General features: G+C 40.5%; 14 protein-coding genes and 3 pseudogenes. 14 read left to right on the forward strand and 3 right to left on the reverse strand.

Annotation, left to right across the window (positions count from 1 at the left end; translation table 11 throughout):
- The first annotated feature begins 322 nt into the window (after positions 1–322).
- Genes TEPIRE1_RS04750 through TEPIRE1_RS04760 form a run of 3 tightly spaced genes read left to right on the forward strand, consistent with a single transcriptional unit; the run spans position 323 to position 4,679 of the window.
- Complete coding sequence (locus TEPIRE1_RS04750) at positions 323–1,915, forward strand: N-acyl-D-amino-acid deacylase family protein (protein WP_013778029.1); 1,593 nt, start codon at positions 323–325, stop codon at positions 1,913–1,915.
- A 21-nt stretch (positions 1,916–1,936) separates the two neighbouring features.
- Entirely contained in the window at positions 1,937–3,307 is a 1,371-nt protein-coding gene (locus TEPIRE1_RS04755) for a GntP family permease (RefSeq protein WP_013778030.1), read from the forward strand.
- A 37-nt stretch (positions 3,308–3,344) separates the two neighbouring features.
- Positions 3,345–4,679, forward strand: a complete 1,335-nt coding sequence (locus TEPIRE1_RS04760; protein ID WP_013778031.1) for a D-serine ammonia-lyase — start codon at positions 3,345–3,347, stop codon at positions 4,677–4,679.
- Positions 4,680–5,341: 662 nt separating this feature from the next.
- Here the strand turns inward: TEPIRE1_RS04760 and TEPIRE1_RS04765 are convergent.
- A pseudogene (locus tag TEPIRE1_RS04765) lies at positions 5,342–5,702 on the reverse strand (IS1634 family transposase); the annotation flags it as partial.
- 161 nt (positions 5,703–5,863) lie between these two features.
- Here TEPIRE1_RS04765 and TEPIRE1_RS04770 point away from each other — a divergent pair.
- The gene (locus tag TEPIRE1_RS04770; protein ID WP_015295180.1) at positions 5,864–6,109 is read left to right on the forward strand and encodes an antibiotic ABC transporter ATP-binding protein; all 246 of its coding nucleotides are present in this window, start codon (positions 5,864–5,866) and stop codon (positions 6,107–6,109) included.
- A 98-nt stretch (positions 6,110–6,207) separates the two neighbouring features.
- Here TEPIRE1_RS04770 and TEPIRE1_RS04775 read toward each other — a convergent pair whose 3' ends face one another.
- Entirely contained in the window at positions 6,208–6,471 is a 264-nt protein-coding gene (locus TEPIRE1_RS04775; protein ID WP_015295181.1) for a hypothetical protein, read from the reverse strand.
- 717 nt (positions 6,472–7,188) lie between these two features.
- Between TEPIRE1_RS04775 and TEPIRE1_RS04780 the strand changes: the two genes are divergently transcribed.
- The 3 genes from TEPIRE1_RS04780 to TEPIRE1_RS04785 all read left to right on the forward strand — a co-directional run bounded on the left by TEPIRE1_RS04780 (position 7,189) and on the right by TEPIRE1_RS04785 (position 10,162).
- Positions 7,189–7,599, forward strand: a complete 411-nt coding sequence (locus TEPIRE1_RS04780) for a hypothetical protein (protein WP_023211433.1) — start codon at positions 7,189–7,191, stop codon at positions 7,597–7,599.
- Between the two features lie 371 nt (positions 7,600–7,970).
- On the forward strand, positions 7,971–8,129 hold the full coding sequence (locus TEPIRE1_RS13815) for a hypothetical protein (protein WP_013778032.1): 159 nt from the start codon (positions 7,971–7,973) through the stop codon (positions 8,127–8,129).
- A gap of 422 nt (positions 8,130–8,551) precedes the next feature.
- Positions 8,552–10,162: a stalk domain-containing protein gene (locus TEPIRE1_RS04785; RefSeq protein ID WP_414929846.1), complete on the forward strand. Its 1,611-nt coding sequence runs from the start codon at positions 8,552–8,554 to the stop codon at positions 10,160–10,162.
- Positions 10,163–10,209: 47 nt separating this feature from the next.
- Here the strand turns inward: TEPIRE1_RS04785 and TEPIRE1_RS14100 are convergent.
- Positions 10,210–10,311 (reverse strand): annotated as a pseudogene (locus TEPIRE1_RS14100) (IS200/IS605 family transposase); the annotation flags it as partial.
- A gap of 533 nt (positions 10,312–10,844) precedes the next feature.
- Between TEPIRE1_RS14100 and TEPIRE1_RS13760 the strand changes: the two are divergent.
- The 7 genes and pseudogenes from TEPIRE1_RS13760 (at position 10,845) to TEPIRE1_RS04810 (ending at position 15,444) form a co-directional block, all read left to right on the forward strand.
- Positions 10,845–11,021, forward strand: a complete 177-nt coding sequence (locus tag TEPIRE1_RS13760; protein WP_015295185.1) for a hypothetical protein — start codon at positions 10,845–10,847, stop codon at positions 11,019–11,021.
- 218 nt (positions 11,022–11,239) lie between these two features.
- Positions 11,240–11,938, forward strand: coding sequence for a response regulator transcription factor (locus TEPIRE1_RS04790; RefSeq protein ID WP_013778034.1), 699 nt, complete (start codon positions 11,240–11,242; stop codon positions 11,936–11,938).
- A 3-nt stretch (positions 11,939–11,941) separates the two neighbouring features.
- Positions 11,942–12,865, forward strand: coding sequence for a sensor histidine kinase (locus tag TEPIRE1_RS04795; protein WP_013778035.1), 924 nt, complete (start codon positions 11,942–11,944; stop codon positions 12,863–12,865).
- Positions 12,866–13,038: 173 nt separating this feature from the next.
- A complete protein-coding gene (locus TEPIRE1_RS04800; RefSeq protein ID WP_015295189.1) occupies positions 13,039–13,962 on the forward strand; it encodes an ABC transporter ATP-binding protein in 924 nt (307 codons plus the stop codon).
- Positions 13,955–14,686: an ABC transporter permease gene (locus tag TEPIRE1_RS04805; protein WP_013778037.1), complete on the forward strand. Its 732-nt coding sequence runs from the start codon at positions 13,955–13,957 to the stop codon at positions 14,684–14,686. Before TEPIRE1_RS04800 ends, TEPIRE1_RS04805 begins: the two co-directional genes overlap by 8 nt.
- Before the next feature lie 22 nt (positions 14,687–14,708).
- Positions 14,709–14,885, forward strand: a pseudogene (locus TEPIRE1_RS14230) (ABC transporter permease); the annotation flags it as partial.
- 76 nt (positions 14,886–14,961) lie between these two features.
- Positions 14,962–15,444 (forward strand): ABC transporter permease, encoded by a 483-nt coding sequence (locus TEPIRE1_RS04810; protein ID WP_015295192.1) that lies wholly within the window; start codon positions 14,962–14,964, stop codon positions 15,442–15,444.
- The last annotated feature ends 69 nt before the right edge of the window (positions 15,445–15,513 follow it).

The following is a 15,513-nucleotide window of genomic DNA, read 5'->3' on the forward strand; positions in this document are numbered from 1 at the left end:
GTACATTATCTGAGTAGTCGATTTCCCACAGCACTGTATGTCTAAAGTCCGGCATGCGGTGCTTTTAAGGTGCTTAAGCATCAAACTCAACCACCTGCTCTGAGCAGGTGGTTGAGTTTTTAGCTGTCGAATTCCTTCCTTCATGGTCGGTGCTTTTTACAAGATATACTGCATGGGTTTAGGCAGTATTAGACCTTATTTTATTATGTAAACTTGTCCTCACTAATTGTTTATCTTTTTCTTGACTTTAATCAATATACTTGTTAATATATACTTATACTTGTTAAGTATACATTAATAAGTATTAGAAAGGGTGAATTGTGTGTTAGATACGTTAATCAAAAATGTCAAAATCCTGGATGGTAGTGGAGAAGCTGCTTATACAGGCAATGTTGGCATCAAGGATGGTAAAATCTGCTTGAAAAACTTGGACGATAAAGCCATAGAAGTAATTGAAGGTAAAGGGCGTTATCTTACACCTGGCTTTATTGATTCCCATTCACATGGTGATATGGTGGTGGGAAAAGACTTTGCTAGACTGAGTAAATCCTGTCAAGGAATTACTACTGAAATCGCCGGACAGTGTGGCTTGTCAATGGCGCCAACTAGCAGAGAATATCTTGAATATTATCAAAACAATCTACTTATTGCTCCTGACGCTGTTCCGAAAGAATCCGAGCATTGGAATGATTACGCCAATTTTGTCGAGTATGTGCAAGCACAGCCAAAATCGGCACACATCAAAATATTCGTAGGACATGCCACGCTTCGTATTGCGGTTATGGGTATGGCAAATCGTAAAGCTACTGAAGAAGAACTCAGCAAAATGAAAGATTTGCTGGTGTATGCTATGGAAAATGGTGCGGTTGGAATGTCAACCGGCTTGATTTATCCACCAAGCACTTACGCACCTACTGAAGAGCTTATAGAGCTTGCTAAAGCAATGAAACCCTACAACGGTATCTATGCATCCCATATGCGAAATGAATCTGACGAAGTAGTTGAAGCTGTTAAGGAAACGATTGACATCGGGCGCCAGGCTGGTGTTCCTGTATTTATATCCCACCACAAAGTGTTGGGCAAAAATAACTGGGGACTACAAAAGGAGACCTTGCGTCTGGTAGACGAGGCTGCCGCAGAAGGTATTCAGGTTACTTTAGACCAATACCCTTACACTCGAAACATGACCCATCTAAACGCTTGCATTCCACCTTGGTATTACAGTGATGGTACCAAGGAGCTTACAAAGAGGCTGGCAGATCCAAAGGTACGTGCTACAATCAAGGCGGAGATGACCAATCCAGAAACTAAGTATGATAACTATTATCTTAATGCCGGCGGTTGGAGTGGCATTTTAATCACTACATCCCCTGTAAGGGAAGCAGAAGGTCTTACTATTAGCGAATACGCCAAAAAACTGGATAAAGATGAATTTGAAACTTTTTTTGACCTAATGCAGGAAAGTGGCTGCTACGGCACTGCGGTATATAGTAGTATGTGCGATGAGGATGTCTTTGATATCATAAAAAATCCGAACACAGTTGTCGGCACAGATGGCATCACTCAGGCAGCTAACGAAAAAGGTCATCCTAGAGCCTATGGTTCATTTCCACGGGCACTCAACTACTTTGTCAAAGAAAATAGCATTCTCTCACTTGAGGAAATGGTACATCGCATGACTGGACTTACCGCGGAGCGTATAAGAATTGCCAATAAGGGCTTGATTCTAGAAGGTTACGATGCAGATTTGGTGCTTCTAGATTACGACCACTTAGAGGATGTAGCAACATATATCAATCCGCTTGGTCGTGCCAAAGGCATCGATAAGGTTTTTGTTGATGGCATTGTCGTCTATGAAGATGGGAAAATGACCGGCAAGACACCGGGCAAATACTTGTATCATTACAAAAAATAACGATTAGATGAGGAGATTTTTATGAATGTTTTAATTGCTTTTGTTATTGTAATGACCCTTTTGCTTATTGCTTTGATCAAGTTCAAAATAAGTCCAGGTGTTGGTCTGTTTGCTGCGGCCATTCTCATGGGCTTTCTCACCTTTATGCCGCTGCCGGATATTCTCAGCAATTTGGGAACTGGCTTCGGCAATACTATGAAGAGCATAGGTATTGTAATTCTCTTTGGTGGGATTTTTGGTGAGTTACTAGCGATATCCGGCGCGACCGAAGAAATGGCTAAGGGCCTGCTTCGGGTAGTCGGACCCAAAAATGACTTACTGGCTCTGAACCTAGCCGGATTTATAGTATCTATTCCTGTTTATTTTGGTTCTGCTTACATTATGCTGTCTCCTCTTGTAAACTCTTTGCAAGAATTAACTAAGAAGAAACGAGGTTCCTATGTAAGCGCATTGTTTGTGGGTCTGTTGCTCACCCACTGCATTGTTGCCCCAACCCCAGGTCCAGTTGCTGTAGCAGGTCAGGTTGGTGCCAATCTTGGCTGGTTTATTCTATATGGTATCGTCATTGCTCTTCCAGCCAGTTTAATTGCTGGTTGGCAATTTGGTAACCTCCTCAACCACTCACAGACTGAAGAGGAGAAAAAAGCTATGAAAGAAGGTATAAAAGCCATTCTGGAAGACGATGAGCTTATTATGCAAGACAGCAATAAGCCTTCTGCTATTACTGCGTTTTTACTTATTCTTTTCCCGATTACTCTAATCGTACTTGGTTCTATCTTTTCCATCATTCTTCCGGAAGGAAATATTATTCGCACTATTTTTACCTTCTTGGGTGACAATAACGTAGCACTGTTTATTGCTATGTTAGTAACTGGCTTTACCCTTCGCAAGTACATTGTAAACGATGGGAGGACAGTTATGGAAGCCATTGACCAATCTTCAGACAAACTGGGCAATATTCTTATGGTTATCGGTACTGGCGGATGTTTTGGTACCATTCTACAGTCAAGCGGTGTTGGTGATGCGCTTGTTGCGCTACTAAATCGCTTTAATATGCCACTTCTTCTATTGGCTTTCTTACTGGCAATGATTATACGTGCTGCCGTTGGATCTGCGACAGTTGGTATGCTGACAACTGTTTCCATTGTAGGTCCGCCAGCTCTTGCCATGGGATTCTCCCCGGTAATTGTTGGCCTTGCCATATGTGCAGGTTCTGTCGGTCTTACTCTACCAACAGATGCCGCTTTCTGGCTACCTGCACGGTATAACAATCTGACCGTTGGTGAAGCATTTGTAACTACGACATATACTACTACAATGGCCAGTGTTATATCATTTCTAATGCTTTTGATTCTACAAGCGTTTTCCAGTATATTACCCGGTATGTTTTAAAATTATAAATATATATAAAGAAAGGATTAACAGTAGAGTGAATGTTAATATAAAAACACTAATTGAGGAATTCCCAATTCTAAAAAAGTTGATGAACTATGAAGAAATCTTATGGATTAATGATAAAAAACAACCCACTCATGTCATACTTGAGCAAACGGCAATAACCGAAGACATGGTGACAGATGCCGAACAACGGCTGGATCGCTTTGCTCCCTGCTTAGAAGAAATATTCCCTGAAACTAGATTGACCAACGGGATTATCGAATCTCCAATTAAGCCTACACCTAGGCTGGGTGAGTATTTGGATACTCATTGGAATACCAATATTAAGAATACCCTGTACTTGAAATGTGACAATGATTTGCCAATTTCTGGATCTATCAAAGCACGAGGCGGTATCTATGAAGTATTGAAGTATGCGGAAGATGTTGCGCTGAAAAATAACAAGCTAAAGCGGACTGACAACTATAAAATTTTGGCTACACCGGAGTTCCGCAAATTGTTCGGTAAATATTCTATAGCGGTAGGTTCTACTGGCAACTTGGGTCTTTCAATTGGAATTATTGGTGCAGCATTAGGTTTCCAGACAACGGTGCATATGTCACAGGATGCTCGCCAGTGGAAAAAGGACATGTTGCGAGAAAAAGGAGTTACGGTGATAGAATATGAAAATGACTATAGCGTTGCTGTTGCCAAAGGGAGAAAACAGGCTGAAGGCGAACCTAACACTCACTTCGTTGATGATGAAAATTCTATAGATTTGTTCCTTGGATATGCAGTAGTAGCACGGAGGATTAAAAAGCAACTACTAGAAGCCAATATTGTAGTCGATGACAATCATCCGCTTTTTGTTTATCTTCCTTGCGGGGTTGGCGGCGGTCCTGGTGGAGTAGCTTATGGTTTAAAACAGGTCTATGGTGATTTGGTTCACTGTTTCTTTGCCGAACCCACCCACGCGCCCTGTATGATTCTTGGTATGGTTACCAATTTGCATAACCAAATTTCTGTGCAGGATATCGGGATTGATAATAAAACGGCGGCAGATGGTCTTGCAGTAGGAAGGGCTTCGAGTTTTGTTGGAAAAACATTAAAACCTTTGCTCAGTGGTTCCTATACTCTAAGTGACGAACGGATATATCGCTATTTAGCGAATGTTTATGATCTTGAGGGGATTCAGTTAGAGCCTAGCGCTCTGGCAGGATTAGATGGACCACGGAGAATTCTTACTACGTATGAGGGGCAAAACTACCTTAAACGAGAAGGTTTAGATCATATCCCAGCAGAACATTTCACCCATCTAGTATGGGCCACTGGAGGTAAAATGGTGCCAAAAGACATTTTTAAGGAATATTATAAACTTGGTAAATAGAACGGCACTGGTAAGAAATCATCAAACTGCACTTTTTTCAGTAAACTATAATTAAAATAGAAAAATTATATTTTGGGATGTTATAGAAAACAGAGAAATCTTCGTGTAATTCAAATAGTTAACTAAAAGTCCCATGGAGATTGACGACAATTCCCTCAGTTCCAAAAATCATTTTAACGCTCTTTATTTATATGGCTTATATATTATGACTCTTTAAAAGTAGTAAAATAAATATATCTGTTTATGAATAGCAAGCCAATCCTGCTATTTATCGATTGGCAAAAATAAACCTAGAAATTTGTAATGTTTCATGCGATTTAGGATAAAAATGCATCATCTTTTCTTGATGATCAGCACAAGGATTTAAAGGTGGACTTTATTATAACAAATCCACCCTCCAATCTCAAAAAGTGGCGTGATCAGGATGAACAAGTAGCAGATGAGATACTTATGACTTACAGCCAGTGAGAACTGCTAACTACGTATGAATTGTGCATATATTTTCTAAACTTGATTTTATAAATGCTATAGCCAATGCATTACTATGTTGACATAATACTACATTGGAAGATGCTCGTGTTATAATCTCATCTTTGACGGTTGTGAAACAATAAAACTCTGGAACGCCTTATTTGCAAGGTGTTCCAGAGTTTCTCGATTTTTTAAATTTTGCGTAATATCCTTTTCTTTTTCGTATCTTTTAATATTTTTTTCATTTCCCTTAAACTGACTATTTCAGTATCTGTTCTAAATCCAAATACTTCATGTAAGATATCGGTTAAGTCAGTCATTGTATATGTTGGAATATACCCTTCAGTAGGAATGTAATTGAAATCCATATTCCTTAAGCTATGAATTATCTCAGAGCTTGTAAATTCTTCGCTTAGATATTTTTCAAGATATCTATATATAAGTATTGCAAGAAAACATGTAGTAAAATGTGCTTTTATTCTATCATCACGACTCAAATAAACATCTAGCTTTGCATTCGCTTTTCATAATTCTAAAGCATTCCTCCTCCTCTATAGCCCCCACGGTAAACGCATGAAAAATTATCATTAACTGAGTTGAAAAAACGTGCAGAGCAAAATAAAAGGACGCTTTTCGCAAGCAGATGTTGACCAAGTATCTGTATAAAGGTGCTTGGCATCACCCGAATTTGAGAGAATAGTAAAATATTAGTTATGGACGAACCGACTGCCAGCTTAGATCCTCTTATTGAGAGTGAAGTATATGAGGATTTCACACGTATAGGAAAAGATAAAACGGTAATTCTTATTAGCCATAGATTAAGTGCTGCTAAGCTTTGTGATAAAATTATAGTGCTTAATAATGGTGAGATAATAGAACAAGGAAGTCATGCCGATCTAATGGGTACTAAAGGCAAATATTATGAAGTGTTTACGTTACAGAAACATCTATATACATAAACCTCCTTATGATTAGCCATAGGGAGGTTTATGTTACAACTTATTAGGATATAATTTTCTACTCCTCGCTATTAAAACAGCATTCATTAGAACCTCTGTTATTGTTTTTCTACTCCATTCAGTTTGTTATTTTTATCATAAGTTGTATGCACAACAATATCACCACCATCAGCAGATTCAAAACTGAAAGCTCCGCCGCATTTATTTTCGTCTACAAACAGCTTAACTAATTCGCCATTGTAGTAGACATTATCAATACTGCTGTTTTTCTGCTCTTTGTATTCGATTCCATAGCTTTTATATTTGGAAAACTTCTGTGCAAAAGTTTCGCCACCTGGTGCACTTTCTGAATTAGCCAACATTGTATGAGTAGCTATATTTAACTTTCAATTAGCTAATTGATTTCTTGACGTCCTCTTTGCATTTCTTGCTTCCTTTATCGCTTGACCTACTTAACCTAAAGCCTTAAAATCATATTTTTTAACTTTTCGTTTCATAATTTATTTCACCCTACTGAAATGGAGTGGCCTATGCAAACTGGACACGCAAAACGGTTCTTCCCTCATCTTATCGCAGGATATCTTATAAACATATTTTCATTTTCGTAACACCGGATTATATATTAACTGGCGGCTAACCCTTGACGAAACCAATAGTATTTCTCAAATTCCATGGGGGACATATCACCTAGGCTACTATGAATCAGCTCTTTTTTAAGCGAAAACTGGATAATAAGGAATTATACCCGTTTGGGTTGTACTATTTATTGACATTGTATTGTACCAACTTGGTATTAGTGAACTAAATAAATAGTTCACTAATACTAAAGCCATGTCAAGTATTAAAGCTAAAGCGAAATTATTACCGAATTTTACCGAATTGCATCTATTGGCTTGCTTCCGAAAACTGTAAAGGTTATAATAAAGACAAAATTTAGTGTAATGCCCGTTATAACATTAATTAATTATGGTAAATACCAAAAAATAGGAGGCACAACTTTCGTCAATATACCATTTATAATGAAAAATCTAAGGAACTAACTAAAAATATTATTTCACAATAAAAGAAGGTAGATTTGTATGGAAAGAAAATATAGCAAAATATTAAAACACATTCCGACGTTGGAAGATCATGGTCATTTATATATGTATTATGGGGATCCGTACTCTGAAGAGTGTTATGTGTATGATGATGAAAAAGATGGTAAAAATCTTATCGTATCTTATGAGTGTGACAATTTATGCAAGGCTATTGCAGATGAATTTCAATATGAATATGAATGGCTTGATATTGTGGGAGATAATAACATTAAACTTGAAGAGGTGTTTAATATAGACGTTGAAACACAAGAGCTCAATGTAATTATCGCTCTTCTGCTTTACTTGGTTGGTAGCATACCTTTCGAGGATAAATTCATAGATGCATTGAATAATGGGTACCTGCTTCGCATGTTAAAAAGATTGGAGCATTTAAGCTATGAAGCTAATTAGCCAAAAAGCAAATTGTATACAATGCCATCTTCGGCAATCGAGCTCCTGTTAAAGGAATATCTTATGTAGCTTAAGGAACAATTGTTGTTTACAAGAAATGCTTATAAAACCGCTTTGACTATTCCCGCGAACGCAAAAACGACTTAATAGGGCTTTCTAGTATTTTGCCATCTGTAAATAAATTGTTTGCAGATAGCTGGAAGACAGGAAAGCCTTTTTTATTAACATGGCAGTTCGAGAAAACACGTCCACAGACTTTTCAAGGCAGCCTTTAGCAGCGAGCCATTTTTGATGTCACAACTCTATAGCCCCCTAACCAACTTAGAGAAAATCTTTGTATATGATAGTATAAAAACAGGGGGCTTGCTTAAATGACAATAAAACAATATACAGAAGAATTTAAAGAGCAAATAATTAAAGAATGCCAGGAAGTAAAACGTAACCTCAGCAGCTTGAAGGCACGATATTCCATCTTGAAGGATGAATGCTACAGTCAAAACGAGTTTGAAAGTTTTATGCAGCATTTATAGATGATAAAGTTAAGGTCAAACCTTTTACAGCATAATCTTTAAGCTTTAAACAATTATTAAAGTTAATGCAAAAGTACGATTTTATGAGAAATATAAAGATATTGTCCAGAGATAGGAGACCAGACCGATTTTACGCTTACGTCTCAATGGGGCAGCCATCTTGTTACGGTTGTTAGAAGGCGCTTGGAATTTGTTCAATGGACATTAGCTAAAATAATTTTTAATATGCGGAACTTTTAATTATGAATTGAGTCTAAATATATTAAGTGTATTTCCGTATAAATAAGTTATAATTAAGAAAGGAAGGTATATTTGCTATGAAAATAACTGGATTGCGCAGCTTTGCCGCTTTGCTGGCAGGGCTTATGGTATTGATGTCGGCGACACTGCCTGTCACAGCTGATGTCAAGATACCGACGCTTATGGTGGACGGTCAGCTTATGGCACAAGCATCACCCATTTGCTGGGACAATGGATCGATTTTAGTATCATTAGAAGAGCTTGCTGCATATCTTAATGCCGGCTTTCAGTGGAATGAGGTTGAGGGGACAACCTGGATTCAAAAAAACGGACGCACAATTTTCTTCAGGCCTTCTACGGGAGAAGTGCGCAAAAATGGCGAGCCAATTTCCATCCCAGTACCTCCTCGATTGATCAATGGCACGTTCTATGTGCCGCTTCGCTTCGTAACGGAAAATTTAGGAGTCACTGTGGCCTGGGATAATAGTGCTTATCAGGTTCAGATTATTACAGGCGAGCGCCGCACCCCGCCGGAACGGATAAGTGATGAGGCGTTTAATGCTGTAGTAGCATATACTGATAAAGGCAATTTGTGGCTGCTTGACGGACGGAAACGGGATGTTCTACCAAAGCAGCTTACAGACTCAGGCTATGTGGAATTAATAGGCTGGTCAGCCGACGGTGAATGGCTTTCCTATAAATATGCAAGTAGCGAAAGCGCACCCGCTTATTTATGGGTGGTGCGGGCTGATGGAAAGGCTGCAAGTCAGGTGGATACGGAGCCTATTTACGGTGACCCGCTATGGTCTCCTAAGGATGACAGGATAGCCTATACTGTTATGAAAGACAGCACCGATGGCTACATTCCTGCGGGCGTTGTTAGATATGCTGATATTACAGCAGAAGGAATCAAAGCCAATACCTTGCTGGAAGAAGACTCCATTACGATTCCATCTTTGGCTTGGCATCCGGGCGGGGAAAGCATAACTATTTCTTTCCCGCGCACTGCGGAGCAACCGCCCACGCTGGTGCAAGTAAACCTTGCCGGCGAGCAGACTGTGCTTTATACTCTAAAGGATGAGGCGCCCATGGATCTTGAGGGCATTTATAGCTGGGCCTTTATTAGTCTAAAATGGTCACCGGACGGTCGTCACCTTGCCTATCATCTTGGAGTGAATTCCAGCTCCATCACAGCCGATAGCGTTGAAACGGGTGTGCTAAATGTTAAAACCGGCCAATCCCTTAACTTGAGCGGCGGTCTAAAGTATCTCCAATGGCTGGCATTTTCTCCGGATAACACAAAGCTGGCTTATATTGCCGGCGGAGGTCGGGACGTTATGCTCAACAAGAGCTTGGAAATAGTTGATCTTATCAGCGGCAAGATTACTGATTACAGTCAAAAGGGCTATGCGGATACCCAACCTATATGGCTTTCGAATAAAACTAATGAACTACTCTTTTGCCGCGGCCCCGAAGCAGAGACCTTATACCTATCGGAAATCTTGCCGGGGACTTTGGTTCCTAACCAGCGGATTTATAAGCTGAACAAGGATGGTAATGCCGTACCTGTTACAGCAGGGCCCGCCGATACAGCCGACTATTTTCCCAACCCGTCGTCCTCTGGGGAAGAAATTATCTTTCTGCGGTTGGAGCGCTATGACCAAGGGTCGCTTTACTTACAGCCGATAAATGCGCCGGAAGAGGCGGTAGAGATTTTGCGGGGCTTAAGAGGTGGGCCCGGTTACTACGGAAATTATTACCCGGAGTGGATTAGCGTCCATTGGTTTGAATAAACATAATGTGCAGTCATGTACCACCAGCTAAGCTGGTGGTACATGACTATCTCTATCCCATTCCTTACATATATCTCGCGTAATATTTTCCAGATCTCCGTTTTATACTTTCCATAGATTATTTGTCTTCTATACTTCAGTGCAAACATTATGTGTTAGAGTTCTCCCCATTTTTTTGATGAAGTTAAAAATTAATCCTTGTGGATAAGATAATTGCTAATTATATATCTTATAAAGATGTAAATTTTTGCATAATCAGATTTTAAGAGGAGATAGCGAAGGTTCTACCTGGTTTTCTGCAAATATAGAATAGAATATATTCTAAAAACGCCCGAGCGGGAGTTTAAAGTTTCCAACCTAAAAACAAGGGAATAAGGGCTCGATAAATAAACATGCTTTCCTTAGCACTATCGCCCAAGTACCTTAAAGGTTGTAATACAAAGTTTAGTGTTGGATTGTAATGAGGCAAAAATACCCCCTCCCCTTTAGGTATAGGGATACAAATTTCTACAACAGGCGTCATGTATTCATTACAATATATGCATGGAGATGAAACAATGCAAAATACAGATATCGGCAATATTATTCGTAAATTACGGATAGAAAAGGAAATTACGCAAAAACAGCTTGCGGATTAATGCGAAAATCCATACTACTGGATATCCTGAACGTCTTACTCATTATGAAAGACCAAAAAACAGATGAAGTAGAAAGCTTTATCTTAAATGCACTGTCAGGTGAAATATTGGATAAAAATCAAAGAAACAAATTGAAGCTCTTTTATAGTGGACTTGATAATTTTTCTGAAAGGGAGATTGTTATACAATTAGCAAATACAGTTCTTTGTGGGAATATGTAAAACGCAACGGAAGTCAGTCATTTAAGCTGACCTTTGATGAAATAAGGAACTGTCACAATTCTAAAAACCCTTGCTTTAGTTATATTCAGATAGGTTGTAGCAGTGAGTTGCTTATTGAAGATATTAAAAAGTAAAAAGCTTATTTTAATTAAGGAAAACCCATCTTATTCCTAAAAATGCCATCAAGTCGGAGAACAAGAGATACGGGAGGGAAAAACATGCCAAATAGAGTTTTAATCATAGACGATGATGCAGAGCTTTGCGCATTGATGAAAAAATGCATCAAACAAGAGGGATTGGAAGCGGATATTACCTATACGGGCAGGGACGGACTGACAAAAATCGCAGAGCAAAACGGTGCATATTGCCTTGTGATTTTGGACGTTATGCTGCCCGGCATAAACGGCTTTCAGGTGTTGTCCGAAATACGAAAAGGCAGCATGGTTCCCATACTTATGCTTACGGCTAAAGGCGATGAAATCGACAAAGTGACCGGTTTACGTCTTGGCGCGGACGATTACCTGACAAAGCCCTTCAGCATCAATGAACTGATGGCGCGAATAGAATCCCTGATACGGCGATACACGACATTCAATCAATCGACGCAGCTTGATATTCTCAATCTTAAAAATATGGTGATTGACAAGGAAAACCGAACCGTCTGCGTAAATGGAGAATCAGTCAATCTTACCGGCAAGGAATTTGATTTACTGGTATTTCTGGCCTCCAATAAAGGGCGCGTATTTACGAAAAAGCAAATCTACACGCAGGTTTGGGAGGGTGAATATGCCTTTGACGATAACAACATCATGTCTTTTATCAGTAAACTGCGAAAAAAGATTGAGCCTGACGTAGAACACCCCTTTTATATCCTGACCGTGCACGGCGTCGGTTATCGCTTTAACAAGGAGGTGTAAGGCATGAACTGGGCACTGATTTTCTTTTTCACTACCCTTTTATGTATCTGTGTGATTGCCTATCTTGCGACAAGGTTCTGCCGTGTCAGGGAACAGCTTTCTATTATCAAAGACGTACTGGAAGATATAAAAAAAGGGAACCTCAACCGCCGTATTCTTACAAGAAAAAACGATATGACAAAAACGATTTGCTACAATATCAATGAAATTGCTGCAAGCGATCAAGCACAGCTTATCAGACAGAAACAATCGGAGCAAGCCTATAAGCGCCTTATGACAAGCCTTTCCCATGATGTCAAAACCCCTTTGACCTCCTTGGTCGGCTACTTGGAGGCCATTCAGGAAAAAATTGTGACGGGAGAGGAGAAAGAGGAATATATCAGAGTAGCTTTAGACAAGGCCAATCACTTAAAGGGCTTTGTGGAATCCCTGTTCGAGTGGGTGAAACTGGACGCCAAAGAACAAATATTCCAATTTGAAACCTGTGATTTGAACGAGCTTTCCCGCGACGTTTTAGCAGACTGGATACCCACGCTGGAGGATAAACAATTTGCTTATGAAATAGACATTCCCGATGCGGAATACAGCATACGGTTAGACCGTAATGCGTATACGCGCATACTCAACAACCTGCTTCAAAATGTTCTTTTACACAGTGAAGGTAATGAAGTATCCATTCATATTTCAGAGGATGAAAAGCAAGCAAATATCATTGTAGCGGACAACGGCAAAGGGATACCCGAAAAGGATTTGTCCCATATTTTTGAACGGCTGTATCAGGGTGATGAATCCCGTGGGGGTATCGGAAACGGCCTTGGGCTATCCATTGTTCAGGAACTTGTCGCCGTACACGACGGCACGATTTGTGCGGAAAGTCTCCCGCATGGCGGCACAACATTGACTATATCACTTCCGAAAGCCCTGTGACGATACAGGGCTTTCCTCTTTCAAAACAAGAAATAAGCAAGGTTTTGGCAAAGTTTTGGCAAGGTTTGTACGCTATACTAAAAAGTGGCAAGGAGAAAAGCTATGTGAACAATTCCAAACGGAAATTTATACAATTACGTTGTCTGGAAAAACAGTTAGGAGAGGAAATCAAAATGGATCATCTGATGATTGAAACCCGGCAGTTGACCAAGGTATACGGAGAGCAAACTGTCGTAAGTAAAGTAAACCTCCATGTGCAAAAAGGCCGCATTTACGGGCTGCTTGGCCGAAATGGAGCAGGTAAAACCACGATTATGAAAATGATTTTGGGGCTTACTTCCATTACCTCCGGCGAAGCCTTCGTTTTCGGTCAAAACATCAAAGGCAACGAGAAACGCATTTATCCCCGGATTGGGGCGATTATCGAAACTCCCGGTTTTTATCCTAATCTGACGGGAACTGAAAACCTTGAAATCTTTGCGAAACTGAGGGGAACTTCAAAACCGAACGCCGTTAAGGAGGCCCTTGGAGTTGTGGGCTTGCCCTATAAGGACAAAAAGATTTTCAGCAAATATTCCCTTGGCATGAAACAGCGCCTTGGAATCGCCAATGCCATCCTTCATGACCCTGAGCTTCTCATACTGGATGAACCCACAAACGGCCTTGACCCTATCGGTATATCGGAAGTAAGGAATTTTATCCGGGACTTATGCGTGGAACGGGGAAAAACGATTCTGCTTTCCAGCCATATTCTTTCGGAAATTTCCTTACTGGCTGACGACATTGGGATTATCCATAACGGCGTTTTGCTGGAAGAAAACAGCTTGGCGGAGCTGCAAAAGAAAAATGGTAAGTATATCCTGCTGCAAGTTTCCGATACGGCAAAGGCCGCTTTGGTGCTGGAACGCAGGTTCCATGTGAAAGAATACTCAGTACAGGATGACCATACGCTGCGGCTTTACGAAACGGCCCTTGACATGGCTGAAATCAACAAAACGCTGATGCTTGAAAATATCTCCGTAACCAGTTCACAACTTTGCAATGACACTCTGGAGGATTATTTCAAAAAAGTCACAGGGGGAGAAGGCATTGCTTAATCTTGTTCAGACGGAGTTCCTAAAGCTCCGGCGAAGAAAATTTATCTGGCTGATGTTCCTTGCCTCATTGCTTATGCCCCTTGTTGCCATATTCTATTTTGGCACGTCGAGTATGGCAGGGGTTACGCCCATACAGTTTTACAAGTGGGCGGCCTTGTCCTATACGCCTTGGATTATCCTTCCTCTTGTGCTGGGGATGTTCTGCACTATGCTGATTTACGACGAAAACCAAAATAATATGTTAAAGCAGCTATGGATTGTTCCTGTCAGCAAAACAGGTTACTTTTTTAGCAAGTTTACGGTTGTAATGGTTTATTCGCTCTGCTTTATGCTCCTTACAGCAGTTAGCTCCATTTTGGCGGGGATTGTACCGGGGATGATTGCATTTACAAGCGACAGCGTTTCTTTTTTGTTTATCAAGTGCTTGGAAATCGGGGTTTTAACGCCTTTCGCCATGATACCCGTACTTGCCGTGGCCGTTTCGCAGAAAGGCTATATCCTGCCGGTATGTGTGACCATCGTTTATACATTCCTTGGCTTTATCCTGCTCATGGTGAACATGTACGTCCATCCTCTTTCCAGTACGGCGGCTATTATCATGCGGAATATTGAGGGAGTTGTTATGAACGAGCCAATTCACATAGGAAAAGCCTTTCTATGTATCGGCATATGGGCAGCAGCCGGGGCGGTTTGGGCGAGGATTGCGCTGGGAAAAGGAAACTAGAAAGGAAACTAGGTGGATTGAAATGAGAACATTGTTATGGGCGGAACGACTAAAGCTAAAACGCTCAGAGGTTATATGGATTGCTGTCTTTTCTGTTATCATGGTAGCATTTATCGTATTTATGCAGGGGCAGTTTCAATATTACGGCAAGCGCTATGTAGACAAAGCTACATGGTACATGACCGCGACACAATCCCTGGGGAGCTTGTATGTGTTCCCGGCCATCATTGCGCTTATGGGAAGCTACATGATTTGCAGGGGATCAGGACGATACCATGAAATCCCTCTCCCTTATCCCTGTCAGCGTTTCAGATTTAATACGGGCAAAGCTGATTATGACGGCAGTTTTTTCCGTTGTCCTGTATGCTTTTTTGTTTGCGGTCACATTGACCGTAGAAGCGGTGCTTCATATTTCTTTGCTTGATTTGGCTATGGTGCTTAACTTCGCTAAAATATATCTTTTAGAAGGGATTTGCCTGTTTCTGGCCGTATCTCCCATCATAGCCATTGTATACAGGCTAAAAAAAGGTTACTGGCTTGCTCTCGTATACGCTGAAATCTATTCATTCCTTGGCCTTTTTTTCGGGATGCCAAGCACAATGCGCTACATTTATCCAATTACAGCGGCCTTTTGCGTGGCAGGTTATTATGAAACAACACCTGTTCAATTGGTTATCAGCTTGTTCAGTCTATTAGCTTGTGGCGGTTTATCGCTGCTGTTTTTACACGGGCTGAATAGAGAGCATGATATTCATTGAAGCGGCCATCAGGCCGTGAGCCGTCGCAGGCAATTAGATTTATTGCAGCAACCTTTCTACAAAGGATGC

The organism is Tepidanaerobacter acetatoxydans Re1 (genome assembly GCF_000328765.2).
GTDB classification, from domain to species: domain Bacteria; phylum Bacillota; class Thermosediminibacteria; order Thermosediminibacterales; family Tepidanaerobacteraceae; genus Tepidanaerobacter; species Tepidanaerobacter acetatoxydans.